Below are 24280 nucleotides of genomic sequence, written 5' to 3'. Positions count from 1 at the left end.
TTCGGCCAATTCAGCCAAAATAAGCACCTTTTTAGGACTGACCAACCTCCAGCTAAGAGAGGTGGCAGCCAAAAATGCGAGAGAGATGCACAAACTAAAACCCCGCAATGCGGCCCGGGCATGGTTAGCAACAGCCACCTTGGTGTCGAGCTCAGCGTTTGCAGCGCTCGATAGCCAAGTTGTCTTATCTAACGATAACCACCAAACCGCCCCAATTCCGCTCTCAGACAGCCTGATTAAACTGGGCCGTGAGGGTGATGTCAGCATCGTTTTCCCCAGCAGCCTGCTAAAAGGCAAGCTGACGCCAAGCATCGCGCCACAAGCAACAACGCTTTCAACCTTAGAGACGCTCAACCTACTGCTCGCTAACTCTGGCTTAAGCTACAAAATCATTAACAGTCAAGTTATCGCTATCACGCTGGCCGCTGCCGAGGCGGAGCAGCCCGACGAATACTACTTGAATCTGTATTTAGAAGAGGTAGCCGTTGAAGGCAAGCCCATTACTGGCTCTCGGATTAGGCGAAGTTATGTAACTGGGGCATCGCCCATAGATGTCATATCCCAACCCGAGCTTGCCGCGAGCGGCGCCCAATCATTGGGCGAGTTTTTAAAATTCATACCCACAGTGGCGGGAAACTCCACTTCTACGGCCGTCAGTAACGGCGGCGATGGCACGGCAACCGTAACGCTGCGCGGCCTGCCGGCCAACAATACCCTCGTACTGCTAAACGGCCAGCGAACCGCTTATTCAGGCCTTGCGGGGGATGCCATCGATTTAAACTCTATTCCGCCGGCAGCCGTTGAGCGGATCGAAATCCTCAAAGATGGCGCATCTGCGGTCTATGGCTCAGACGCCATTGCTGGGGTCGTCAATATCATCCTAAGAAACAGCTTTGAGGGCTTTCAAGTTGAGCAGTTCTACGGCGAAACGTCGCGATCCGACCTAGAAACGGCCACAACCAGCCTGCTCTGGGGCAGCCAATCTGAATCAGCCTCACTGATGGTTGCCGCCTCCTACTTCAATCAGCAAGGCGTCATGAGCCGCGACAGGGAAATATCTCGTAGCGCCAACAACCTAGCCAAGGGCGGAGCAGATTTACGTTCTAGCGCAACACCAGATGCGCGAATCACCGTCAATGACCAAGTACTAACACTGATAAAAGGTCAGGATGGCAGCTCGAGTGCAGATTTCGAAGCGGCCTCAGCCACAGACCTGTTTGATTACCCTGAATTCACCAGCTCAATCTCTCCATCCTCCCGTGCCAGCCTGTTTTCCACCGCTAGACTGGAACTGAACCATACAACCAGCGTTTTTATTGATGCCTCCTATACCGGCACCGAAGCCAGCATCACCTTAGCACCTACGCCACTCTTTACCGGGTTTGAAGCAGAGCCTATCTACGTTGACCAAAACAACATGTTCAACCCCTTCGGGCAAACGCTAGAAGATGTGCGAAAACGGCTGGTTGAGCTGGGGCCGAGGGAGCAGGTCAATAAAGCGCAAGCCTATCGTCTCAATTTTGGCTTAGAAGGCGATGACGGCGTCGTGCGCTGGCAGTTAAATCAGTTCTGGAGCAGAACCAACGCCCAGCTCGATAGCACCAACCTAATAAGCGGCTTGAAAACCCAACAAGCCTTAGGAGACTCAGCGATATGCAACGCCACCCCCGCTTGCGTCCCGCTCAACATTTTCGGCCCTGCCGGCAGCCTTACCCAGGACATGGCCGATAGCATTCGCATCGACAACAAGGTGCGTGGCAACAGCCAACTCATCGGGCTATCCTTCAGCATCGACTCACAATTGGCGGAGCTGGCCAGCGGTGAAGTGTTGGCCGCAGGCGGCTTCGAGGTCAGGCAGGAGTCCACCAGCAGAAAGCCCAACACGCTGGCGAGCGACGACTTTTATATTGGCGGCGGCGAAAACACCGCCACCGAGGGTTCGCGCAATATCTCGGAGATGTTTGCCGAGCTTCAAATACCGCTGGCACAAAACACCGGCTGGGCACATCACTTGGATTTGGAGATTGCCAGCCGAATCTCACACTACAGCGATTTCGGCACCGCCGTTACACCCAAGGCTGGATTAAGGTATCAACCGACAGCTCATCTGTTACTCAGAACAACCTTCTCAAAAGGTTTCCGAGCGCCAAGCCTGAATGAGCTGCACAAAGGCGGCCAAACCACCCAAGCGTTCCTAGATGACCCCTGTGCCAATACAGACAATGTGGGCGTGCTGCCCGGCTGCAGCCAACAGAGCGACCCCACGCGAAATCAGTTTTTAACGGAATTTTCAGGCTCGACCAACCTGGAGCCAGAAAGCTCCAACAACAGCACCTTAGGCCTTGTCTGGACTCCTGCTGAACTACCCGGGCTCTACGCGGCGTTAGATTTTTTCTGGATAGAGCAAAATGATGTGGTAGACGCATCCGCGCAATACATTGTCGACCAAAATGCCGAAACAGGCCTTTTTCAAGACAAGGTAGCCCGCAACGCTGTGGGCGATATCGAAAAAATCGATGCCTCATTTATTAACATTGGGCGCAGGGAGATTAACGGCGCGGACTTAACCCTAAAATACCAACATCTTATCGATGCCGGGTTAGCCTCAATCTCACTTAATGCCTCTCACCTACATTCATTTAAGGATCAATTAGCCCCTAGCGCGGCCGCCGAAGAGCTGGCCGGCAGCTTTTCCGACGAGGCATCCGAAGGTAATGGCGCGCTACCAAAACTCAAAGCCAATACCGGCATTCACTGGCAACAGGACGGCCTAGATCTGCACTACACCATTAACTACGTCAGCCCACTCGACGAGGAAGTGCCTAAAACCGGCGTACAGCGCACTATAAACAGCTGGATTACCCACGACGTTCAGCTCAATTATCTGTTACCGGTAAAAAAAGGGTTAAAGTTGACCCTAGGGGCAGACAATCTACTCGATAAAGCCGCCCCCTTTGCAGCATCTGCCTTCAACGACAGCATGGACTCCCGCACCCACGACCTAAAAGGTCGGTTTTGGTACGGGCGGGTTAGCCTGAAGTTCTAGACTATCCCGTCGCTAAAACATCTCGTTTTATCTAAAAAAATATTTGAGGCACCCCAATCCCGCTTCGTCTAATGGGCTGAGGTTGGTGTTTGCTCCACTAAACCCAACCCTCCAATAAGAATACATAAATGAGGAAGCCATAATGGTTAAACGCACAAAACTAGCTACAGCAATCAAGCTGGCGGCACTCGGTGCTGCTGGTGCAGCCATGCTGTCTGCAACTCCAACCTTCGCTCAAGATGATATAAACGCAATTGAGGAAGTCATGGTAACGGGTTCACGTATTGCCTCCGCGATATCTGACACTCCGCGCCCCGTAACTACTGTTAGCTTAGAAGACATGCAACTAAGCGGCTACGATACCGTTGGTGAATATTTGCGTCATAGCACATATAACACGTTGGGCTCGTACCGCGACCAATCCGGCTCCAGCTTCGGCTCAGTAGCATTGGTTGACCTTAAAGGTCTTGGCCCTGACCGCACTGCGGTATTGGTGAACGGTCGTCGCGTACCGGGCAACCCTTGGACAGGCACGTCAGCGGTAGACATTAGCACCATTCCGATGGCAGCTATTGAACGCGTTGAAATCCTGACCGACAGCGCCTCAGCAGTTTACGGTGCAGACGCTATCGGCGGCGTTGTAAACGTCATTATGAAAAAGAACTGGGAAGGCGTTGAAATCAGTGTCGGCGGCTCACAACCAGATCGCGATGACGCCAAAGGAGAAAACTTTAGCTTTACAGCAGGTACTGCATCAGACAAGGGCAGTATCGTTTTCTCGGCTGAATACGCTAAGAAAGGCACAATCTATGATCGTGACCGAGACTTCTCCAAGGTTAAGATCAATTCCCCTGCCGGAGTATTGCCGGTAGATGGCAGTACTGATTTACAAGGTATCAATGGGGGCGGTAACTCAGCGTTCTCCATGGACTTTTCACGCGCTCTAGGGCCCGTAGGTACTTGTGATTACTCAGGCCTAACACCCGTTGCAGACCCCTTTGGCGTACCAGGTACAGGCTGTGGCTACGCCTACGCTGACTTCAAAGCCATTACTCGTGGCTACGAGCGTCGCTCTACCTTCTTAGCGGGCGAGTACAACATCAATGACGACCATAAGATCTTCTTTGAAAACCGCTACATGAATAAAGAAGACTTAGGTGTTTTTGCCCCCGCAATCGGTGGTTTCGTAGTAGACGAGACAGCACCGCTAAACACCTTTGGCGAGGACTTCATTCTTTATCACCGCTTTGTGGGACATGGCACTCGCGATGATTCAGGTGCATCTAATGAATTGGACACCACCATTGGCCTAAGCGGTAACCTGTTTAACGATGAAGTCAATTATGAAGTTTACGCTCGCGACTACCGCTTTGAAGCGGCAGAAATTGGCTACAACTACATTCTAACCAGCGTTATTGAGGACTTAGTTACCTCTGGAGAATACAACTTCCTCAACCCCTTCGACGAAGATAATGCAGGTGCGATCGCAGCCTCAAGTGCAACGCTGAGCCGAGACATTAACACCCAATTCGAAGGGTATGGAATCACGCTTGACGGCTCAATGGACAGCGTCCAATTAGCTGGTGGCGCAATTGGTTGGGCAGCCGGCTGGGAATACGGTCGCGAATCTTATCAAGATATCTACGACTCGTACCGCGAAGCAGGTAACGTTTTAGGGAGTGCTGGTAACAGTTCATCCGGTAGCCGCTCTCGCCAAGCCGTCTTCGGCGAAGTAGAACTACCTGTTCTCGACAACTTAGCAATCAACGTTGCCGCTCGCTTCGATGATTACGACGATGTAGGCAGCGAGTTCTCACCCATGCTTTCCGGACGCTACCAGCCCACTGACTGGCTGACTATCCGCGCTTCATGGGGCGAGGGCTTTAAAGCACCTAACCTTACTGCCATGTATTCCGAACTAGCTCAAGACTTCCCACAAGCCCCAGACTTGCTCCGCTGCCGAGCACAGGGTATTGCTGACAACGCCTGCCCCAATTCACAACTGGAGCAACACACCGGCGGCAACCCTGAGTTACAACCAGAGACCACCGAGTCTTACAATATTGGCTTTGTAATCGAACCTCTGGACAGCTTGAGCATGAGCGTTGATCTGTGGAACATCACCATTGATGACGTAGTGCAAACACTGGATACCAATGATGTATTGGAGCTCGAGCGCCAAGGTCAATTGGCTCCAGGTATGTATGTTAACAGGACCCCAACGGTAAACGGCATTCCAGGCAACATCACGCGCTGCGAGGGTAACACTCAACCGCTACCTTTCTGTGGCATTGTGAACGTTTACGGAAACCTCGCATCTCGCGAAGTACAGGGACTAGATTTCAAGATCAACTACGGCCTAGAGACTGGCATTGGTAGCTTCGATTTTGACGCTGTCCTGTCAAACATACAGAAGTATGACGAAGAGCTACCAATCATTGGTGTGATTGAGCGTGCAGGAACTCAAGGCTTCCCAGAAAACAGATTTAATTTCGGAGTCCGCTATAGTTTAGACATGGTTACTGTGGTCTATAATTACACTTGGATTGACGAAACTGAATCTGATTACGGCGGTAAGTTCGAGCAGTGGGATAGCCACGACCTCAACTTTTTGTACACGGCGCCCTTCGGTACTGAGTTCTCGTTCGGCATTCAAAACCTGACAGACGAAGATCCATCGATTGAAACAGCCACTGGTTGGAACACTAACACCGAGAGCGTGAGCACGGGCTTGTACTCTATCTCCGGTCGTGTTTACAGCGGCAACATCCGTCACCGCTTTTAATTAAACCATGAGTAAAAAAGCCCTGGCATTTGCTAGGGCTTTTTTGTGCCTAGCCCACGCTGAAGTGTATTTTCAATTTAAAGAATTGCCTCTGAATAACCAATGTACACAGCATGGCTGTGATATTGACTTTATATTAACCGCTTCCTAGCGGGCCAAATAACGAAACAGACAGTTGGAAAACTCAAAAAAACCACAACATATGGAGCGGGTCTAGAGCTCCAGCTCGACGTTATTGGCACTTCAAATTTTGAACCTCTCGGACCCCAACTTAAATTGGGGTAATTCGTAACCAACGACCATTGAGGCCTTAAGTGCCACACTCGTCCTTATAACGATGTGAAATAACCATAATGAGGATTTGGCATGACTACTGCCACTGTTTCAGCACCTGGGGAATTCCTGGGGCACCCGAAAGGCCTTTACGTTTGCTTTGCCACCGAGCTGTGGGAGCGCTTCTCTTTTTACGGCATGAAGTACTTATTGCTATTGTATTTGACAAAATACCACCTGTTTACCGACATGGCTGGCTACGACGTGCTCGGCGCCTACGCAGGCCTCGTATATGCACTACCCCTCATCGGGGGGCTGATTGCCGACCGCTACCTAGGTATGCGCAAGGCCGTAGTTTTCGGCGCTTTGCTGCTGACCGCCGGTCACGCCACTATGGCCTATGAAGGCTTTCAAGCGCTGTCTTACGCCGCGGGCACAACTCTGGCCGAATCCATCACCCTTAACGATGGCACCGTCATTGCTGCAGGCACCCTGCTAGCAGAAGACGTCATCATTCAGGATGTTGTGGCGCTAAAGGTGTTCTTCTTTGCACTGGCGTTAATCACCGTCGGCGTTGGCTTCTTGAAGCCCAACATTTCTACCATTGTTGGCAAGCTCTATGCGCAGGATGACCCACGTCGAGATTCGGGCTTCACCATCTTTTACATGGGCATCAACATCGGTTCATTCATCGCCACTCTCTTGTGTGGCTGGTTAGGTGAAACCTACGGCTGGAGCTATGGCTTTGGTGCTGCCGGTATCGGCATGCTACTGGGCCTGATTACCTTCCTGAAGTTCCAACACACCCTACAAGGCCATGCTGAACCGGCTGAACCGGCGCGGCTCAAAGAGACCTTCCTAGGCCCCATCAACAAGGAGTGGGCAATCTACCTAGGCGGTATTTTATCTTTGTCGGTGGTTTGGCTTTTGGTTCAGCACGAACCGGTTGTGCACGTAGCGCAAAATAGCCTGCTGATCGTTGCGATTGTTGGCATCATTCTCTACTCCATGCTGCACCAGCCGGAAAAGGGCCAAGACTGGCTCGCCATCGGCGTCGCAATCGCAACCATGGTGTTAGGTCTCATGTGGGCGTTTTTAGGTGATGACACTTGGTTAGGCTTAATGCTGTTAGCGCTGGTTGCGTTTATCACCTATGGCTTCAAGTCTCACAATAGCGCTGAATACGGTCGCACTGTGGTTCTCATGGTGATGATTGTATCCACCATCGTGTTCTGGTCGCTATTTGAACAATCTGCCGGCAGTATGACCCTCTATGCGGATCGTGTACTTGACCGCGAGGTTGGCGGCACAGAAGTTCGCGCATCCATGTTTGGTTCACTAAACGCCGGTTTCATCATGTTACTTGCCATTCCATTTGCTGCCTTATGGATTTGGCTTGCCAAGCGCGGCTGGGAGCCTTCGACCCCCGTTAAGTTTGGCTTAGGCATTCTGCAAGCCGGACTCGGTTTCGGCGCGTTAGTGATCGGTGCGCAATTTGCCGATGATGCTGGCAAGGTGGCCATCATTTGGCTGGTATTAGCGTATTTACTGCACACCACGGGCGAGCTTTGCTTATCACCAGTAGGGCTATCAGCAGTCACTAAACTGTCCATCAACAAGGTGGTTGGCGTCTCCATGGGCACTTGGTTTTTGGCCACGGCACTTTCGGAAACTGTCGCTACCCGCATTGGCAAGATGGCAGCAATCGATACCTCGGGCGCTGAAACGGCTGACGCGGCGAGCTTGCTTGTTACCTACACCAGTCTGTACGAATTTTTAATGTGGATTGGTATTGGCGTCGGTATTTTCATGATCGTTATTTCCCCTATCTTGAAGAAGGGAATGCACGGGGTTCGTTAAGCTAACAGACGATGTTCACAATCGAACAATAAAAAGCCCAGCAAATTTGCTGGGCTTTTTATTGTTCGGTAGGACAGGAAAAAACGCAAACAGCGTCAGGGAAGACTAAAGCAACAACGAAAACTCGTTCAGATGCAATTAGCAAGCGCACCGAAATCACAGTTTACAGGAAGCCACCATAGGCCTTGCCACCTGTAACTGTTTGTCCTGTCAACTGCTCCTACTAACAGCACTACTGATTTTTTTCTGCTCTCTAGTCAAATTTCGAGCTGCAACGGAATAATCCTTTCTAGGTCACATCAACAAGGAATGGGGGCAAATGACTTATTGCGCCTATCGAAAAGCGCCACCACTGGGCTCAAGAGGATCATCACCTTGGAACGACCATCAAACACCAGATGCGAATACCGCATAGCCAGCACAAATTTTGCCACTAAACACCCAGACAAGCACTCGAAATGCCTAGAGCGCTTCAAATGATTGGCACCCTATTCATTAAACTAGATCTTCTTCTGAGGAACTTTCAAGCCCGCTCGTCTCAAAAAAAGCTCTATTGAGCTCACGTCTTGCCAATAACACTAATAATTAAGTAAGGATCAATATGAAAAAGATAGTAAAACGAAGTCTTTTGGCGCTTGCGATATCTTCTGCAGCCGCCGGATCACTGGTCACCTCAAGCGCATTTGCAGAGGACTACACCACCAGCACTATTGCCGGCCAGGTTAGGGACAGTGCGGGCAATATGATTCCAGGTGCAATTATCGAAATCACCTCCGATAAGGGAATCAAGCGGTCCGCAACTGTTGACGCAGATGGCAGTTTCCGTATGCAGCAACTTCCCATTGGTAGCTACAAGGCCAGAGTGTCTGCGGATGGTTACAATGGAGTTGAGGATGTGGAGCTCAACCTAACTATCGGAGCAGGAGGCAAATACACCTTTACTCTGAAACCGCTTAGCGGGGATATCGAAGAAGTGTACGTTGTTGGCGCAAAGCAGGCCGAGTACGACTTCAATAGCACCACATCAGGTATTTCTGTGGACGTGGGCGAACTCCAGTCCAAGTACCCTGTGGCGCGATCCTTGACCGACGTCGCCCTGTTTGCCCCGGGTACACAGGAAGGCGACACTGCCTTTAACAGTCGCTCAAATGGAAGCCTTGCCTCATTCTCTGGCGGCTCCGTTGGTGAAAACGCCTATTACATTAATGGTCTAAACGTCACCAACTTCCGCAACTTTACCGGCGGCTCCACCATTCCATTTGAGTTTTATGATCAGATTGAAGTTAAAACCGGTGGCTACCAAGCTGAATATGGCCGCTCCATTGGAGGCTTTATAAACAGTGTATCTAAATCTGGCTCGAATGATTTCCACGCCTCGGTAACGGCTTACTATGAGCCGGACAGTCTCCGATCCACAGCTAAAGATATAGAAACCACCTGGAACAGCCTCGATACTACCGACAGTACCGACTACATCATCGAGTTGTCAGGGGCAGTCATCGAAGACCGGCTGTTTGCCTACGGCCTGTACAATATCCGCGAAAACGAAGAAGAGGATTACACCTCAGGCCGATACACGCAGACCCGCGACAACGATCCCTTTTGGGCAGTCAAGCTGGATTTCATTCCCTTTGATGGACACCGAATTGAGTACACTGGTTTTTCCGACCGGCGTGATATTGAGTTCTCGGACTACAATTTTAACGATGCTGGCGCAGACCGAGAGGATGTGAACGGTAGCGAAATTGGCTCGTATATCGGCGACTCAGTCACGGAAGCCGGCGGAACCAACCAGATAGTTAAATACACTGGGGTGTTCAGCGACGCCTTTTCCCTTTCAATGATGTACGGTGAAAACGAGTTTTTCCGCAGCGCGCAATCTGCAAACGACGTCAATCCGGTCATTTATCAACGGATCGACAACCCTAACTCATCAGTAGCCATTGGAAACTGGACCAATACCTACGCGGCGACAGGCTACGACAAGCGCGAGGCCTTCCGGATCGATGCCGACATCTATTTTGAGTTTGCTGGCGAGCACCATATCCGCTTTGGCTACGATCAGGAGAACCTGCTGGCGGAAGAGCTTAGCACGCTTTCTGGGGGCGAATATTGGCGCTACCACACTTGCACAAGCGCCGCGGGCTGTTTCAGTGGCCAACTTGCTCAGGGCGAGGAATATGTCCGCCACCTCGTTATTGATCAAGGTGGAAACTTCGAAGTGGAGCAGTCGGCCTATTACATTCAGGACAGCTGGCAAGTTACCAGCCAACTTACGGTGAATCTGGGACTGCGCAACGAAACCTTCAACAACATGAACGCGGAGGGTGAAACCTTCATCAAGGCTGACAACCAAATTGCACCGCGATTGGGTCTGACCTACGACCTGTTCGGCGATGGTGACAGCCGGATTACCGCATTTTTTGGTCGGTACTATATGCCAATTGCGGCGAACACCAATATCCGGATGTCAGGTGCAGAGTACTTTGTTGAAGAATATCTACGTCACGACGGTTATGACAACCGCAACAGTGACGACACACCAAGCGGCGTCGATTACAACGACCCCTTACTCTACACACTCTCAAGCGATGGCACAGTACCTGATGTATCTACCATTAAAGACCAATCGGTTGATCCGCTCTATACCGATGAAATATCGCTGAGCTATGAACACGTTTTTGAAAATGAGTGGGTCGCAGGTATTCGCGGAACCTACCGTAAACTTGCGGTTCAGATTGATGACGTGGGCATTAACCATGCTACGGTCGCCTGGGCCCTAGAGAACGGCTACGATCTCGATGACGTTTACTGGATCATGGATCCCTCTCAACACGGTATCGACTACGTGCTGACCAACCCAGGCACAGATATGCGGGTGGCAACCGACCTACTGACCGATGACGGCTCATTAGTATGGATGGACCTGACCAAGGAAATGTTGGGCTACGAAGAACCCGATCGGGTTTATCGTTCACTCGAATTATCCCTAAGCAAAGGCACAGAAATATGGGGAATTGATGGCTCGTATGTCTACACCTCCAATAAAGGCAATACAGAAGGGGTAGTGAAGTCAGACAATGGTCAGGATGATGCGGGCTTGACGCAAGACTTTGACTTAGTATCCGTTATGATGAACGCCTATGGTCCTTTGCCTACCGAGTTTGAGCACCAGTTCAAGCTCGCCGGTTTCTACAAGGTAAACGACTGGATGCAGGTAGGTGCTCGCGCAAGAATCAGATCACCACGCAAGTTTGGCTGTCAGGGCAATCTGCCTAATGGCACCTTCGGCGACAGCGATAACGCTTTTGACGGCAATGGTGACTTTACCGGCGATCTTGCGGCACTGCGGCAGGTATACGAAAGCCGTTATCAGGACGATTACTGGTTCTGTAATGGCGAGGCGTCACCACGAGGTAAATCAATGGAAAGTAACTGGGTAAGTACAGTTGACGCCAGTGCAACATTTACACCCAATCTGGGCGGCAGTATCCCCGGAGGAATAACAATCCGATTGGACGTCTTCAACCTGTTTGACAGTTCAGCCAAATCTGACCTGTTTGAGCAATTGGAGGATAGTTCTGGTGGCCAGTATGACAACTACGGTCAGGCCTCTGCCTATCAGTCACCACGTAGCATGCGGCTGTCGTTTAACTGGACACTGTAAATCTACGGACCCTTCCTCAATCGTAGTAAGATTTAGCGGTCTCTTCTGAGGCCGCTTTTTTTTGAGTTTAATATTCGAGCAGGCAATCCTGACACAGCGCTTAGAATTGATGCTAGCCAGCAGGCTAACGCGCAAAGTGCTCTTTTTTGGCTACGATGGTTACTATGATAATTCGTGACCTAAACTTACCGATTTAGGTGGCGCTATTATTACCAACCACATTGCCGATCTTTATTCTGCTCATCTAACCACACTTTCAGCGGTGCGAAATAATCCACTATCGCACTTGCATCCAGATTAGGCTGGCCGGTTAATGTTTCCATGGCTACTTGCCAAGGCTGGCTGCTACCCATCGCCATCATTGCTTGAAGCTTTTCGCCTGCGGCTTTGTTGTTGTAGATAGAGCAGCGATGTAAAGGGCCCTCGAAGCCCGCGGTTTCGCACAGTGCACGATGAAACTGGAATTGTTGGATGAACGCTAAAAAGTAACGCGTGTAAGGCGTATTGCCGGGAATATGGTACTTAGCACCCGGATCAAAATCATTTTCAGAGCGCGCTACAGGCGCGGCTATACCTTGGTATTGCTCGCGCAACTGCCACCAGCCTTTGTTGTAATCTTCGGGCTTAATTTCGCCGTTAAATACCTGCCAACGCCACTTGTCCACCATCAAACCGAAGGGCAAGAAAGCAATTTTATCCAACGCCATTTGCATCAAGTAGCCAAGGTCTTCTGACACTGGTGGCTCCTTTTCAAGCAGACCTAGGCTAACCAAGTAAGAAGGCGTAATAGATAAAGCGACAGTGTCGCCAAGTGCCTCGTGGAAACCGTCATTGGCACTACCCTGAAACAAAAAGGGCTGTTGATTGTAAGCGCGCTGATAATAATTGTGGCCCAGCTCGTGATGAACGGTTTGGAAGTCTTCGCCATTTTTCTGAATACACATTTTGATGCGCAGATCATCTTTGCTGTCTAAATTCCAAGCACTTGCATGACAAACCACTTCCCGATCACGTGGTTTGGTGAACTGTGAACGCTGCCAAAAAGTTTCCGGCAACGGCGCAAAGCCGAGGGATGAGAAGAAGGCCTCAGCGGTACGCACCATGCCCAGCTCATTCATGCCGCTTTGCTCGATCAACTTAGTTAAGTCATAACTTTTTTCGCTGTTGGCAGGCTTAACTTTTTCGTACACATTACCCCAGGTTTGGGCCCACATGTTGCCGAGCATATGCGCTGGTATTTTTCCGGCTTTCGGCACCACATCGTCGCCGTAGGAAGCATTCAATTGCGCGCGCACATGGCAGTGCAATGCATCATACAATGGCTTTACCTTATTCCACTGATCATCCACATCGGCGGCAAAAGCATCGGGCTCGGCATCGTAATTGGAGCGCCACAGTACCGATAGATTTTCAAAACCTAAATCTTTGGCGCCCGCGTTTGCAATCTCCACTTGGCGCTCATACAGTGGCCGCATAGGCGGTGATACGCTGCGCCATCCGGCCCAAACCTCTTTCATCAAAGCGGGGTCTTTACCTTCCGCCAAAATATTGCTCATTTCAATCAAATCCAAACATTCGCCCGAGGGCCGGCAATATTTTCCTTCGCCATACATGCCCTGCATTTTCGAACCTATATCCGCTAGTTCACCGGCTAGGGTTTCATCATCCGGTGACGGGAAACTCAAGCCCAAGCGCAAAGCATCGAGTTTGCGTCGGGTGTCTGGTTGTAGCGTTACGCCATCCCAATGCTTCACCTGCTTGGCATATTTCACCACGTTCAAGGTATAGTCTTTCGACGCCTTGGCTTCGACAAATTGGCTATCGGTATTGATATAGGTTGAGGCCAACCAACTGGCATGGGAGGCAAATTCCGCTGTACTGGCTAGATCTTTTTCAGCCTGTGCGAGCATTTCCTCGGCACTAGCTTGGTCATAAACGGGAGCAACCGATGTTTTGGCCTGAGCTTTTTCATCTGACTGACAACCCATCATCAATGCCGCCGCAATCGATACAGCCAAACACGCCTTTTTATTTATTTTAATCATCATCTTTTCCTTAATCTTGCCATTCATCGGCATTAACAACTTCAGTTTCTTGCTGGGCACTGGCTATCCACTCCTGCATTGCCGGCAGTGCCAGCACCTGCTGCACATAATTTTGCAGGCGCTCGCTGACCGGCAACTGGTAAGTATGAATACGCATTGCCACAGGGGCAAAGTAAGCGTCGACAATGCCGAGCTCACCACCCAACCAAGGGCCTCCGCTAGCATCGAGCAACATACTCCACAGCGACTCGAGCCGAGTCAAATCGCGCTCCACGTTACCGCGCAGAGGTGCCTTAAAGGACGCTTTGCGACAATTCATCGGATAGTGCTGACGCAGCGCCATAAAGCCCGCGTGCATCTCCATTACCGCCGAAATAGCCAAACCTTGCACCACGGGATCTTTTGGCCAGTTGGCGCTATCGGGAAAAGTTCGATAGATATAAGCAATAATGGCAAAACTATCCCACACGCGCACCTTGCCGTGACTTAAGGCTGGAACCTTGCCAGAGGGTGAATAGGTATAAATCTCCTGTTGAAACTGTAGGGTATCCAACGGCAGCCGAATCTCATCGAAACTAATATCGTTAATTTTCAGATACAGCCAAGCCCTTAACGACCAGCTCGAGTAATTCTTATTGCCGATGACTAATGTGAGCTCTGCCATCTCTCTCCCCTCTTAGTGAGTAGTTTTTATAGAAGTGAAACAAATCACTCCGTAATAGTTTTGTAAAGCTGGAAGCCACAGCGCTGATAATTGGGTAACGCGGCAGCATGATCTAAGTCGCAGGTATGAACCCAAAGCCGTCGAGCTCCCATTTGCCAAGCCTGCTCAATCGCGGCGCTCAGCAAGGCACCGCCTAACTTCTGACCTATGGCATGGGGTAACAAGCCAAAATAGCGTATTTCCACGTCCGAGCCCTTGAAGCTCAACTCAAAATAGCCTGCAGGCTCGTTCCGCCACCATAACACCGTTGTTTCGATTCGCTCTATTGGCGTATCAGGCAAGGTATCAGCATCGCCAAAGCCGTCTACATAGGCCTGCCAGCGTGCAAGTGGCCAACCGGCTTTATCTCGCCAACCCCATGCCCCTCCAACCGCCAAATACATCTGCTGATTGATACTAGCATCGGCATGCTGCAAGGCTTCAAGTTTGATATCGACGCGACCAAACGGAACTTTGAGGGCAGGTTTGGGCGCCAGCATTTCAAGATAATAGGTCTTTATTAAGTCGGCCATCTCAGCTACCAGCAGTCTACCTAGTTAGACGATATCGCGCCCATGCCCCTCAATCTTCATAGTTTGGCCACAGCGCGAAATTTATTTGCTAACCTAATAGCTTGTGAATGCTATTGACAAGCACAAGCTGTAATTGTGAATGGGCTAATACCTAGAGCAGTGAAGACCATCGTTTGTCGCCCACAATATGCGTTATAGGACAGAGACTACTCTATGAAGGTCGTACTACCATTGCTGCTGTGCATCTTTATCCAGCATACCCCAGCACAGGCACAGCAAGAGGCTACTTTATGTATGGACAACTACCCGCCATTTACCTATTTTATCGAAGGTAAACCGACGGGTGCGATGGTAGATGCCTTAGAAATAATTGCAGAAAAAATGCAGTTCACGCTCAACTATACGCCTAACACGCCTTTTATACGTTGTATGCGCATGGCGGAAGCTGGGCTGGTTGATTTTGTAGTGAGCTTGCTGCGAACGCCAGAAAGAATGAATTACCTAGCGATGTTTCCCTATTCCAGCCCCGAACCGTCCCGCTTTATTGTGCAAACAAAAATGCTAGGCAGCCTAAAAGAAGAGAAGGATATACTCCCCTTAAGAGTGGGTCTGATTAAAGGCTTTCTATACCCAAAATTTTTTCGCAATAGTGATTTGCTTATCGAAACTTCATCCACACCGGAAGCCGGCATCCGAAAGTTAAGGGCCAATCAGATAGACGCTCTTGCGTTAAATGAAACGGTTGCCTTGCATATTCTACAAAGCGAAAAAAACAAGCACGACACATCGAAGGAACCTATCGCGCTGCTCGATTTTTTTGTGCCATGGGACGAGGATTCAAACGTGATAGGCCTGTCAAAAAAATCAAAACTGATAAGCAGGGAGGAAGAAATTTCTGCCTATATTGAAGCGATGAGAATTGACGGTACTTTTATAAAATTGATTGATCACCATAAAAAACATCAATAAAAAAGCCCGGACAAGCCGGGCAAGAGCACGATAAAATCTAAAACGCAATTTTCCCTGTCGCCATATCCTTATACATCACCCAATCGCCGATAAAACTATACAGCGGGTGCTGGAAAGTCGCTGGTTTATTCTTTTCGAAGAAAAAGTGGCCAACCCAAGCCCAGGCGTAACCCTGAATAACAGCAACCAAAAACCACAAGTAGTTACTGGAATATAGGGCTAGCGCAGCCAAAATAAGCGCCAAGGTTGAGCCGATAAAATGTAAGCGCCGACAAGTGACGTTGGCGTGCTCCGCCAAGTAGAAGGGGTAAAATTGCGCGAAACTTTCAAATTGTTTAGTCATTATTTTTCCTCTTAGTTGCCGTATTAGCGCATTCTATAATTGACTGGCGATTAAGCCTAAGCCAAGGCTTGGTCTGCGGCCTGATCGAAGGCGCGGGTGCGCGCAAACAGCACAAACGCCGCGGGCACAAACAAAAAAGATAATAGCGTAGTCAACACGGTGCCGCCCGCAATCGCGATAGCAAAGGGAGGCCAGAAGCCACCACCGGCTAAAATTAAGGGTAAAAAGCCGCCAACGGTGGTAATTGTTGTGGATACAATGTGTCTACCACAGCGCATAACACCAGCAACAATATCGGCCTCATCGCCACGCACCGAATTAGCATCCGACTTAAGCTCAGCCAAAATAACAATAGCGGCATTGATCGCCAGCCCCATTAAACCGAGCAAGCCGATGATGACAGTGAAACCAAAGGGGTAGTTAAATAGGTAAACACAAAGCAGCCCCAATCCAATCGACTGAAAGGCCACCGCAAAGATAATGGCACTGAGCCGAAACGAGTTGAAGCTTAGCACCACCACCAACACCAGCAAGGTTAAAATAAGGCCTACCGACCCCATCAAGTCATGCACAGCCTCATCCCGTTCGGCACTCTCGCCACCAAAGGCTAATCGATAACCAGGCGGCAAGTGAAAGCCTTGCGCATCGAGCTGCGCTTGCAACTGGGTTAGTACCGCGGCCGGTAGCACACCGTCGCGAATAAACGCTTGCAAGGTATTAACTCGCTCGCCATCGCGCCGGGTAATGGTCGCTTGAGCTGGCTCTAAATCGAGCCCCGCGATAGACGTCAAAGGCACAGCGCGATCATCGGCATCCACTGCGGCGACAAATTGAAACTGCTGCAACACATCCAAATCAACCCGTTGGCTGGCCTGTAATCGCACCCTTACAGGCACTTCTGTTGTGCCTTCGATAAGCGACCCGCCCACCATGCCATCGAGAGAATTTTGCATTTGCTGTGACAGGTCCACCAACTGCAATTGTGCGCGCTTGGCCACATCCTCATCCACGGCCAACCAAAGTTTTGGCACTGCTGCCGCTAAGGATGCGCGCGAATGTGTCACCGCTGGCACGGCAACCATGGCCGCTCGCACCTCATCGCCTTTGGCTTTAAGCACATCGAGACTCGGGCCAAATAAACGCACTTCCACCGGCGCCTCAAAAGGCGGCCCCTGCTCAAGTTTACGCACTAAAATCTGTGCGCTCGGAAAGTGCTTATCTAATTGTTTCTGCAAGTTCGGAATAAGCTTATTAGCGACCGAAAAGTGCGCCGTTTTCACCATCGCTTGTGCATAGTTAGCAGAACCATCGCGACCAAACATCAAGTTGTAGTAAAAGGCCGGAGCGGCACTGCCGATAAACCAATGCGCCTCTTCAATTTCCGGCACTTCGGCAGCCAAATAGTCAGAAATGTTAGCAACCACGTGGCGTGTCGCATTGATGGTCGCTTGCTCGGGTAGATAGACCTCGATGTGAAACATATCGCGATCGGACGCTGGGAAAAACTGCTCGGTCAAATGCCCGGCCGCAACAAAACCCAAGAGCGGTAAACTAGCCACAGCGACCAAGGTTGCCAAAGGTCTACGCATAGCGGCGGAAATCATTTGCTCAGCTTTTGCGCTGAACTTGGTGCCGGAAATACCGCACTCAAACCAACGCAAACTTTTTTGCTCTTGCGGCAACCAGCGCCCGGCTAAACCGGCAATTAAGGTGTGGGAGATTATCCAGGAGCCAATTAAAGAAAAAATTACCGACAACGCAATGCCGCCAACAAACTCTCCCGCGGGCCCGGGCATTAACACGATCGGCATAAAAGCCAAAATTGTGGTCAGGGTCGAACCCAACAGCGGCAACCAAAGGTGGCGCACTGAACGCAAAACCGCCTCAGTGCGGGCGTGCCCGGCCTGACGTTCGCGAGCAATGGAATCCACCATCACAATGGCATTGTCGACCATAATACCGAGCGCAACGATCAGGCCAGTGACAGACATTTGATGAATCGGCAAGCCGTAAAACTTCATCACGGCGAGGGTAAACATCGCCGTTAAAGGCAGCGCCAAAGCGACGATGATGGCAGAGCGCCAACCCAAGGTAAAAAACAGCACCAACAAAATCAAGCAAAAACCCAGAACCACATTACCCATCAAATCGCTTAGCCGGGTCTCGGTATAACCGCGCTGATCAAACAAGGTTTGCAACTGCACATTGGCCGGCAATATGGCCTCAAAGTCTTGCAGGCGCTGATCCACTTTTTCACTCCAGCGATCGATGCGCTGATCCGCCAACATGGACACCGACACCACCACCGCGCGCTCGCCGTGCACAATGGCGAGGCTATCTTGGGGTGTCTTCTCAGCCCGATAAACGTGCGCAATATCGCCAACTACAAGGCTGCCATAAGCGGGTGACTGCAGCGGCACTTGGCGCACACGCTCAACGCTGTCGATCTCGCCTCGCACTTCAACAGCTACAGACAAGTTGCCGGAACTTAGCTCACCCGCCGCCACTTTACTATCGGCGCGACTGATGGCGCGACCGATATCAGCCGCCGTTAGCCCCAAACTTGCAACGCGGTGACTATCGATAGCCACCTGAATCTCTTCCTCTGCCGCGCCGAATTTTTCGACCCGCCAGGAGCCGGCCAAACCTCGCAGTCGGCTTTCTAGCTCTTGCGCGTAGCGCGCCAGAATCGCCATGTCGGGCTCGCCTTTACCCTGCCACTGCAAGGCTAAAATGCGCGTGAATGCATGGGAGCGATTATCTAACATGCGCGTTGGCAACACGCCCTCGGGCATTTGCGTTTGCACTTCGTCGATCAGCGCCCGGGTGCGCGACCAAAGGCCGGGTACGTCTTCAGGCGGAATACTGCCTTTCAATTCGATCACAAGCGTCGACAGGCCCGCTTTAGAAACGGATGTCACCAGCTCCAGTTCAGCTAATTCGCGGACTTTATTTTCAATTTTTTCCGTCACCAAGACTTCGACGCGCTCGGCACTGGCACCAGGGAAAGGCGTGAGAATGGTCGCGTGTCGCCCCGTGATGTAAGGGTCTTCTGACAGCGGCAACGAATTTACCGCCGCCAAGCCGCCAACCAGTAACACCGCGATAACTAAGATGACTAAGCGCGGGTTTTCAACAAATGCCCGCACCATTATGGCTGCCCCTCCGACACCACCGAGGTGGCGCTCCCATCATCAGCCGCAGGCATGAGCGAAAGGTGAACTTGCTGCCCGGGCACTACGCGGTGCACGCCATTGGCAACAATTAACTCGCCGTCGCTCAAGGCGCCTGAAGCAAACATACGATCGCCAAGGGTGTGCTCAATCTGAATATCCCTTGCCTCGACACGATACATATCATCGGTATCTTTTACCAAAACATACACAGTCCAACGACCTCTGACACCATCAGTTATGGCATCGGCAGCAATCCAAAATCCAGTTTTCTGCACGGGTTCGGTCATTATCAACTGGATTAAATCGCCATTGAAAGCCAAAGTATTTTGCGGCAGCAACAAGCGAACATTAACGGTGTTGGTGACTGGGCTCACATCTGAGCCCACGGTGATAATACGCGCCTCGAGCGTTTTGCCGCGCAGGGACAAAGGCACTAACTGCCCGGCAGACAAATTCAAGGCAAAGGTCACAGGTACACCAATAGCCGCTTCCATGGCGCCAGACTCCTGCAAGCGCAGCACTGGGCTGCCGGCGTTGACCACCATGCCTTGATCGACAAATCGACGCGCCACAACGCCGCTGTAGGGCGCCTTCAGGTTGGCCTTGCGCAAACGGCTGTCGACGCTATCGAGGTTGGCGCGCAAGGCATCTAAGCTCGCGGTTAAGGTTTTTTGTTCGGTTTCCAGCTCGTCTAAACGCTGCTGCGAAGCAAAGCCACTGGCCTGTAAGGATTGATGGCGCTTGATGTTAGCGCTGTTTAATAACTGCCTCGCTTTGGTGTCGTCGAGTTGCGCTAACAGTTGTGCCCGCTCGGCCACCAGCAATTCTGTATCCAGCTTGGCCAGCACTTGGCCGGCCTGCACCCTGTCGCCATCGTTGACCAACAACTGCGAGACCCGCCCCGCCAACTCGAAGCCCACGTCCGCGTCTTGGCTGGCGGCAACGCGGCCGGCAAAGCGTCGCTCGATGTTATAACTGGCCTGCTCTTGCAGCACTTGGCCCGCGGCGTGCAGCCGATGTTTTTCTACTTCCGCCGCATTGGGCTGACGCAATAGTGAGGACATCCAAAGCGCGAGGGCCAATATTAACACTGGCGCAAACACCCAGTAACGGCGCAGAAACCTTAGCCATCCGGACATTAAGCCGTTTGAATCGTTGACCTGGAACACGGAAAACCTCAATCGTTGATAGGGGTGATTTGTCTATTTCGCCTCACGGGCAAACCGGCTTAAAGCTAAACTAGACGGTCGAGTCTAGAATAGACAAAATAGACTGAGCCGTCTAGTTTGTTTTTAGACTATTTTTTCAGTTAGACTAGCGCGATGAACGACACGACAAAAAACAAAACCCGCGGCCGCAGCGAAGAGAAGCGCCAGCAGATTATCGACGCTGCTAGCCATCTATTCACCGAACAAGGCTTCCTCAGCACCAGTATGGACCAGGTAGCCGAGACTGCAGGCGTCTCTAAACAAACGGTGTACAGCCACTTTGGTACCAAAGATGACTTGTTCAAGTTCTGTATCGAAAATCGCTGTATAGCGAGTGCCCTGAATGAAGATATCTTTGTCGACACGCTACCGGTCAAAACCGTTTTAATGGCCTTTGCTCATCATTTCCAGGAGTTGATCCTGAGCCGCGAAGCGATTCAGCTGTGTCGACTCTGCGCTACAAACGCCGAGTTACACCCAGAAATTTCAGACATGTTTTTCTCCGCCGGGCCGGCACAAGTAGAGTCTTCCTTGCAAAATTATCTGACCAAACAAAACCGACTCGGCAATATTCAGTGCGATAACATCGCCATAGCTGCGGATCAATTACTCTGTATATTGAAAGGCAGTGCGCATTTTAAGGCGTTGCTGGGGCTTCCCAATCAAGATTGTCTGGACGCGATCGATCAATACCTAGAGAAATCCGTCGATATGTTTTTACATTTCTACCCGCCAAAGCCGCAATCAAGTTAGCGGTATTAAGACCGCTTGCAAATTCTCGCGCCGACAAGCATTGATTCAACCCCTAGCGAGTCGTAAAAACAACAGACCTTGCGCAAATACTGGATTTCTAGCCACAGTCAGGCGCCAACCACAAGCGACGGGTCTCCCCATCAAATTATTGCGCCCCAAGTAATAAAATCGATTAAAAGTTGCGCGAAAGCCGTTTATAATCCCGCCCGTTTTTTGTAGCCGTATTACAAACCGAGGCCTAAAGTGAACTTAAACAACGCAAGCAATGACCAATTACGCCAGTGGGAACAACAACTCAGCGCCGAGTACGACGCGATTGTTGCCCAGAAGCTGAGCCTAGACCTCACACGCGGCAAGCCCTCCAGCGAACAACTGAGCTTATCCGACGAACTCGACGGCATTCTGAAAGGAAACTACAAGAGTCTCGACGGCACCGACACCCGTAACTACGGCGGCTTAGACGGCCTGCCCGAAGCGCGCGAGCTAGGCGCGCACATCTTTGGTGTGAAACCGGCAGAAGTGCTGGCTCAGGGCAACTCCAGCCTGACCTTAATGTTTCAGTGCTTACTGACCGCCGTTGAATTCGGCTTTACCAGCGCGGAAGGTGCCTGGTCTAAGGCCGGACGCATGAAGTTTATCTGCCCAGTACCGGGTTACGACCGCCATTTCACCCTCTGCGAACAGCTGAACATCGACATGATCCCTGTCGCTATGAACGCAAACGGCCCCGACATGGACCAAGTTGAAGCCTTGGTGCAAGCCGATAGCAGCATTAAGGGCATCTGGTGTGTGCCTAAATATTCAAACCCAACCGGCGTCATTTATAGCGACGACGTGGTTGAGCGCATTGCCAAACTGGGAAAAATTGCCGGTAGTGGCTTCCGCGTTTTCTGGGACAACGCCTACGCCGTGCATGATTTGGGCGCTGCCTTGCCTCTCGCGAACATCATGGAATTTTGCCGCGCCCACGGCACGGAAGACTCTGTGCTGCAATTTGCCTCCACCTCAAAGATTACCCATGCCGGCGCCGGTGTCGCCTTCGTGGCCATGAGCGAAGCCAACTTAAAAGGTTTCCGAAAGTTCCTCAATGCTCAAAGCATCGGCCCCGATAAAGTCAATCAACTGCGCCACATGCGCTTGCTGCCTGATATCGATGCCCTCAACCAACACATGAAAAAACATGCCAGCATTTTGCAACCGCGTTTCGACGCCGTACTAAAAGCCTTAGACGAGGCCTTTACCGGCACCGATTTAGGTACTTGGGAAAAACCAGCCGGTGGCTATTTTGTCGCCTTTGATACGCGACCCAACTGCGCTAAAGAAGTGGTTCGCTTGGCGGCTGAGGCCGGTGTCAAACTTACCCCAGCTGGCGCCACCTTTCCCTACGGTAAAGACCCGCAAGATTGCAATATTCGCATCGCACCGTCTGTGCCAACAGTGCAGGAAGTTATTGGCGCCATGGAAGTCTTCGTTACCTGTGTAAAATTAGTGGCGGTGCGCCAACAGCTCGCCTAATCGATTAACCGCGACATAAAAAAAGAGGCCTTTCGGCCTCTTTTTTTATGTCACTTCAATTTCGGCGGCTGATCCTTAAACCAGGCAGCCGATTGCGTTAGCGATTCCATGGTGGAACCGACGCTGGAAGGTAGATAGATCACATCGTCGTCCTCTTGCGGCTTGGTGCCAAAATACAACATTAAATAGCCCGCCACGCCCGACAGCAAAGAGCCAATTAAAACTGCGAGTCGATCGGCACCCTTGTATAAAGCTTCATCTTCAAAGGCCAAGGAATCCACAAACAGACTCATGGTAAAACCGACGCCCGTCAACAAGGCCACACCGTAAAGGGATGCCCAAGTTGCACCTTTAGGCATACTTGCAATCTTTAGCTTAATAGCCAGCCAACTCAAACCGAACACGCCGAACTGCTTACCAACAAACAGACCAAAAATAATACCCATAGGTGCTCCAGCGGCTAACTGGCTCAGCGAGATAGTGCGTAAATCTATGCCGGCGTTACAAAAAGCGAATAACGGCAAGATGAAAAAGCTGACCCAATAGTGCAGGTCGTGCTCCATTTTCTTGGACGGTGAAAATACTTCGCCCCTATCGTTAATCGACTTGAGTGGAATCATAAAGGCCAATGCAACACCAGCCAGAGTGGCGTGAACTCCCGACTTCAGTACGCTAACCCAAAGCACTACACCAACAATGACATAAGCCCCGCGCCTAAAAACACCCAAGCGATTCATCGCAAAAAGCGTCGCCACCGCAATACTGGCCACCCAAATGGATAAGGTCGAAAGTTCCACGGTATAAAACAGTGCAATAATAACAATCGCACCCAAGTCATCAATGATAGCCAGCGCCATCAGAAAGACTTTTAACGATAACGGCACCCGATTGCCTAACAGGCTCAATATTCCCAAAGCAAATGCAATATCCGTAGCCGTTGGAATGGCCCAGCCACGCATAGCGGTTTCATCGCCCCAATTAAAGAAGCAATAAACTAACGCCGGAATAAGCATGCCACCGATAGCCGCAATACCTGGCAAGGTCATCTGCGACACGGAGTTCAAATTGCCCTCAACGAGCTCCCGTTTCACTTCCAAACCAATCAGCAGGAAAAATATCGCCATCAAGCCATCGTTAATCCACAGCAGTAAGGGCTTAGCTATTTCTAGTGCGCCAAACTGTATAACCACAGGCGTGTGCAGAAAACTGTCATAGAACCCACTCATCCACGAATTTTTCATCAGCAGTGCGGCAAGAGTCACGGCGATCAGGACGATCCCCGCCGAGGTTTCCTTCGCAATAAACCGTTGAAATGCGCTACTAACTGACATGACTACTCCAAAATTACGTGACTTAATAGATATTTAACGCGTGGATTCGCACCAAAACATCAGACTAGCTTAA

General features: G+C 50.9%; 14 protein-coding genes. 7 read left to right on the top strand and 7 right to left on the bottom strand.

The genetic code is table 11. The annotated features are described in order from the left end of the window. The first annotated feature begins 85 nt into the window (after nt 1-85). From QWY82_RS08750 to QWY82_RS08735, 4 genes are all read left to right on the top strand, one after another. Complete coding sequence (locus tag QWY82_RS08750; RefSeq protein ID WP_290261436.1) at nt 86-3046, top strand: TonB-dependent receptor domain-containing protein; 2961 nt, start codon at nt 86-88, stop codon at nt 3044-3046. A gap of 142 nt (nt 3047-3188) precedes the next feature. After that, nucleotides 3189-5831, top strand: coding sequence for a TonB-dependent receptor plug domain-containing protein (locus tag QWY82_RS08745; protein ID WP_290261434.1), 2643 nt, complete (start codon nt 3189-3191; stop codon nt 5829-5831). 366 nt (nt 5832-6197) lie between these two features. After that, entirely contained in the window at nt 6198-7964 is a 1767-nt protein-coding gene (locus QWY82_RS08740) for a peptide MFS transporter (protein ID WP_290261432.1), read from the top strand. 601 nt (nt 7965-8565) lie between these two features. Continuing rightward, nucleotides 8566-11631, top strand: a complete 3066-nt coding sequence (locus QWY82_RS08735) for a TonB-dependent receptor (protein ID WP_290261430.1) — start codon at nt 8566-8568, stop codon at nt 11629-11631. A gap of 209 nt (nt 11632-11840) precedes the next feature. On the opposite strand, the gene QWY82_RS08730 is transcribed toward QWY82_RS08735, so the two are convergent. The 3 genes from QWY82_RS08730 to QWY82_RS08720 form a co-directional block, all read right to left on the bottom strand. Then, nucleotides 11841-13619, bottom strand: a complete 1779-nt coding sequence (locus tag QWY82_RS08730) for a M2 family metallopeptidase (protein WP_353958703.1) — start codon at nt 13617-13619, stop codon at nt 11841-11843. 67 nt (nt 13620-13686) lie between these two features. Beyond that, nucleotides 13687-14340 carry a glutathione S-transferase family protein gene (locus QWY82_RS08725; RefSeq protein WP_290261426.1) on the bottom strand — a complete coding sequence of 218 codons (654 nt, stop codon included), beginning with the start codon at nt 14338-14340 and terminating at the stop codon, nt 13687-13689. Nucleotides 14341-14384: 44 nt separating this feature from the next. Continuing rightward, nucleotides 14385-14912, bottom strand: coding sequence for a GNAT family N-acetyltransferase (locus tag QWY82_RS08720; RefSeq protein WP_290261425.1), 528 nt, complete (start codon nt 14910-14912; stop codon nt 14385-14387). Nucleotides 14913-15125: 213 nt separating this feature from the next. Between QWY82_RS08720 and QWY82_RS08715 the strand changes: the two genes are divergently transcribed. Next, nucleotides 15126-15881, top strand: a complete 756-nt coding sequence (locus tag QWY82_RS08715; RefSeq protein ID WP_290261423.1) for a substrate-binding periplasmic protein — start codon at nt 15126-15128, stop codon at nt 15879-15881. Between the two features lie 37 nt (nt 15882-15918). Here the strand turns inward: QWY82_RS08715 and QWY82_RS08710 are convergent, their stop codons facing one another. Genes QWY82_RS08710 through QWY82_RS08700 form a run of 3 tightly spaced genes read right to left on the bottom strand, consistent with a single transcriptional unit; the run spans nt 15919 to nt 20464 of the window. Then, on the bottom strand, nt 15919-16224 hold the full coding sequence (locus tag QWY82_RS08710; RefSeq protein WP_290261421.1) for an Mpo1-like protein: 306 nt from the start codon (nt 16222-16224) through the stop codon (nt 15919-15921). Between the two features lie 56 nt (nt 16225-16280). Further along, nucleotides 16281-19376, bottom strand: a complete 3096-nt coding sequence (locus QWY82_RS08705; protein WP_290261419.1) for an efflux RND transporter permease subunit — start codon at nt 19374-19376, stop codon at nt 16281-16283. Continuing rightward, the gene (locus QWY82_RS08700) at nt 19376-20464 is read right to left on the bottom strand and encodes an efflux RND transporter periplasmic adaptor subunit (RefSeq protein ID WP_290261417.1); all 1089 of its coding nucleotides are present in this window, start codon (nt 20462-20464) and stop codon (nt 19376-19378) included. The genes QWY82_RS08705 and QWY82_RS08700 overlap by 1 nt, the downstream gene beginning before the upstream one ends. Nucleotides 20465-20722: 258 nt before the next feature. Between QWY82_RS08700 and QWY82_RS08695 the strand changes: the two genes are divergently transcribed. Beyond that, entirely contained in the window at nt 20723-21361 is a 639-nt protein-coding gene (locus QWY82_RS08695; protein WP_290261415.1) for a TetR/AcrR family transcriptional regulator, read from the top strand. A gap of 243 nt (nt 21362-21604) precedes the next feature. Next, nucleotides 21605-22876: an aspartate aminotransferase type Ic gene (locus tag QWY82_RS08690; protein ID WP_290261412.1), complete on the top strand. Its 1272-nt coding sequence runs from the start codon at nt 21605-21607 to the stop codon at nt 22874-22876. A 50-nt stretch (nt 22877-22926) separates the two neighbouring features. On the opposite strand, the gene nhaA is transcribed toward QWY82_RS08690, so the two are convergent. Continuing rightward, the gene (gene nhaA / locus QWY82_RS08685; protein WP_290261410.1) at nt 22927-24207 is read right to left on the bottom strand and encodes a Na+/H+ antiporter NhaA; all 1281 of its coding nucleotides are present in this window, start codon (nt 24205-24207) and stop codon (nt 22927-22929) included. Between the last annotated feature and the right edge of the window lie 73 nt (nt 24208-24280).

Source organism: Simiduia curdlanivorans, from assembly GCF_030409605.1.
Taxonomy (GTDB): domain Bacteria; phylum Pseudomonadota; class Gammaproteobacteria; order Pseudomonadales; family Cellvibrionaceae; genus Simiduia; species Simiduia curdlanivorans.
The sequence above is the reverse complement of the archived record's forward strand: the minus strand, read 5'-3'. Positions and strand labels throughout refer to the sequence as shown.

What these genes read in the sequence shown, in the direction of transcription:
- QWY82_RS08740 (WP_290261432.1), top strand. Translation starts at nt 6,198, where the DNA reads ATGACTACTGCCACTGTTTCAGCACCTGGGGAATTCCTGGGGCACCCG.
- nhaA (WP_290261410.1), bottom strand. Translation starts at nt 24,207, where the DNA reads ATGTCAGTTAGTAGCGCATTTCAACGGTTTATTGCGAAGGAAACCTCG.
- QWY82_RS08695 (WP_290261415.1), top strand. Translation starts at nt 20,723, where the DNA reads ATGAACGACACGACAAAAAACAAAACCCGCGGCCGCAGCGAAGAGAAG.
- QWY82_RS08730 (WP_353958703.1), bottom strand. Translation starts at nt 13,619, where the DNA reads ATGGGTTGTCAGTCAGATGAAAAAGCTCAGGCCAAAACATCGGTTGCT.
- QWY82_RS08710 (WP_290261421.1), bottom strand. Translation starts at nt 16,224, where the DNA reads ATGACTAAACAATTTGAAAGTTTCGCGCAATTTTACCCCTTCTACTTG.
- QWY82_RS08745 (WP_290261434.1), top strand. Translation starts at nt 3,189, where the DNA reads ATGGTTAAACGCACAAAACTAGCTACAGCAATCAAGCTGGCGGCACTC.
- QWY82_RS08735 (WP_290261430.1), top strand. Translation starts at nt 8,566, where the DNA reads ATGAAAAAGATAGTAAAACGAAGTCTTTTGGCGCTTGCGATATCTTCT.
- QWY82_RS08725 (WP_290261426.1), bottom strand. Translation starts at nt 14,340, where the DNA reads ATGGCAGAGCTCACATTAGTCATCGGCAATAAGAATTACTCGAGCTGG.
- QWY82_RS08700 (WP_290261417.1), bottom strand. Translation starts at nt 20,464, where the DNA reads ATGTCCTCACTATTGCGTCAGCCCAATGCGGCGGAAGTAGAAAAACAT.
- QWY82_RS08715 (WP_290261423.1), top strand. Translation starts at nt 15,126, where the DNA reads ATGAAGGTCGTACTACCATTGCTGCTGTGCATCTTTATCCAGCATACC.
- QWY82_RS08705 (WP_290261419.1), bottom strand. Translation starts at nt 19,376, where the DNA reads ATGGTGCGGGCATTTGTTGAAAACCCGCGCTTAGTCATCTTAGTTATC.
- QWY82_RS08720 (WP_290261425.1), bottom strand. Translation starts at nt 14,912, where the DNA reads ATGGCCGACTTAATAAAGACCTATTATCTTGAAATGCTGGCGCCCAAA.
- QWY82_RS08750 (WP_290261436.1), top strand. Translation starts at nt 86, where the DNA reads ATGCACAAACTAAAACCCCGCAATGCGGCCCGGGCATGGTTAGCAACA.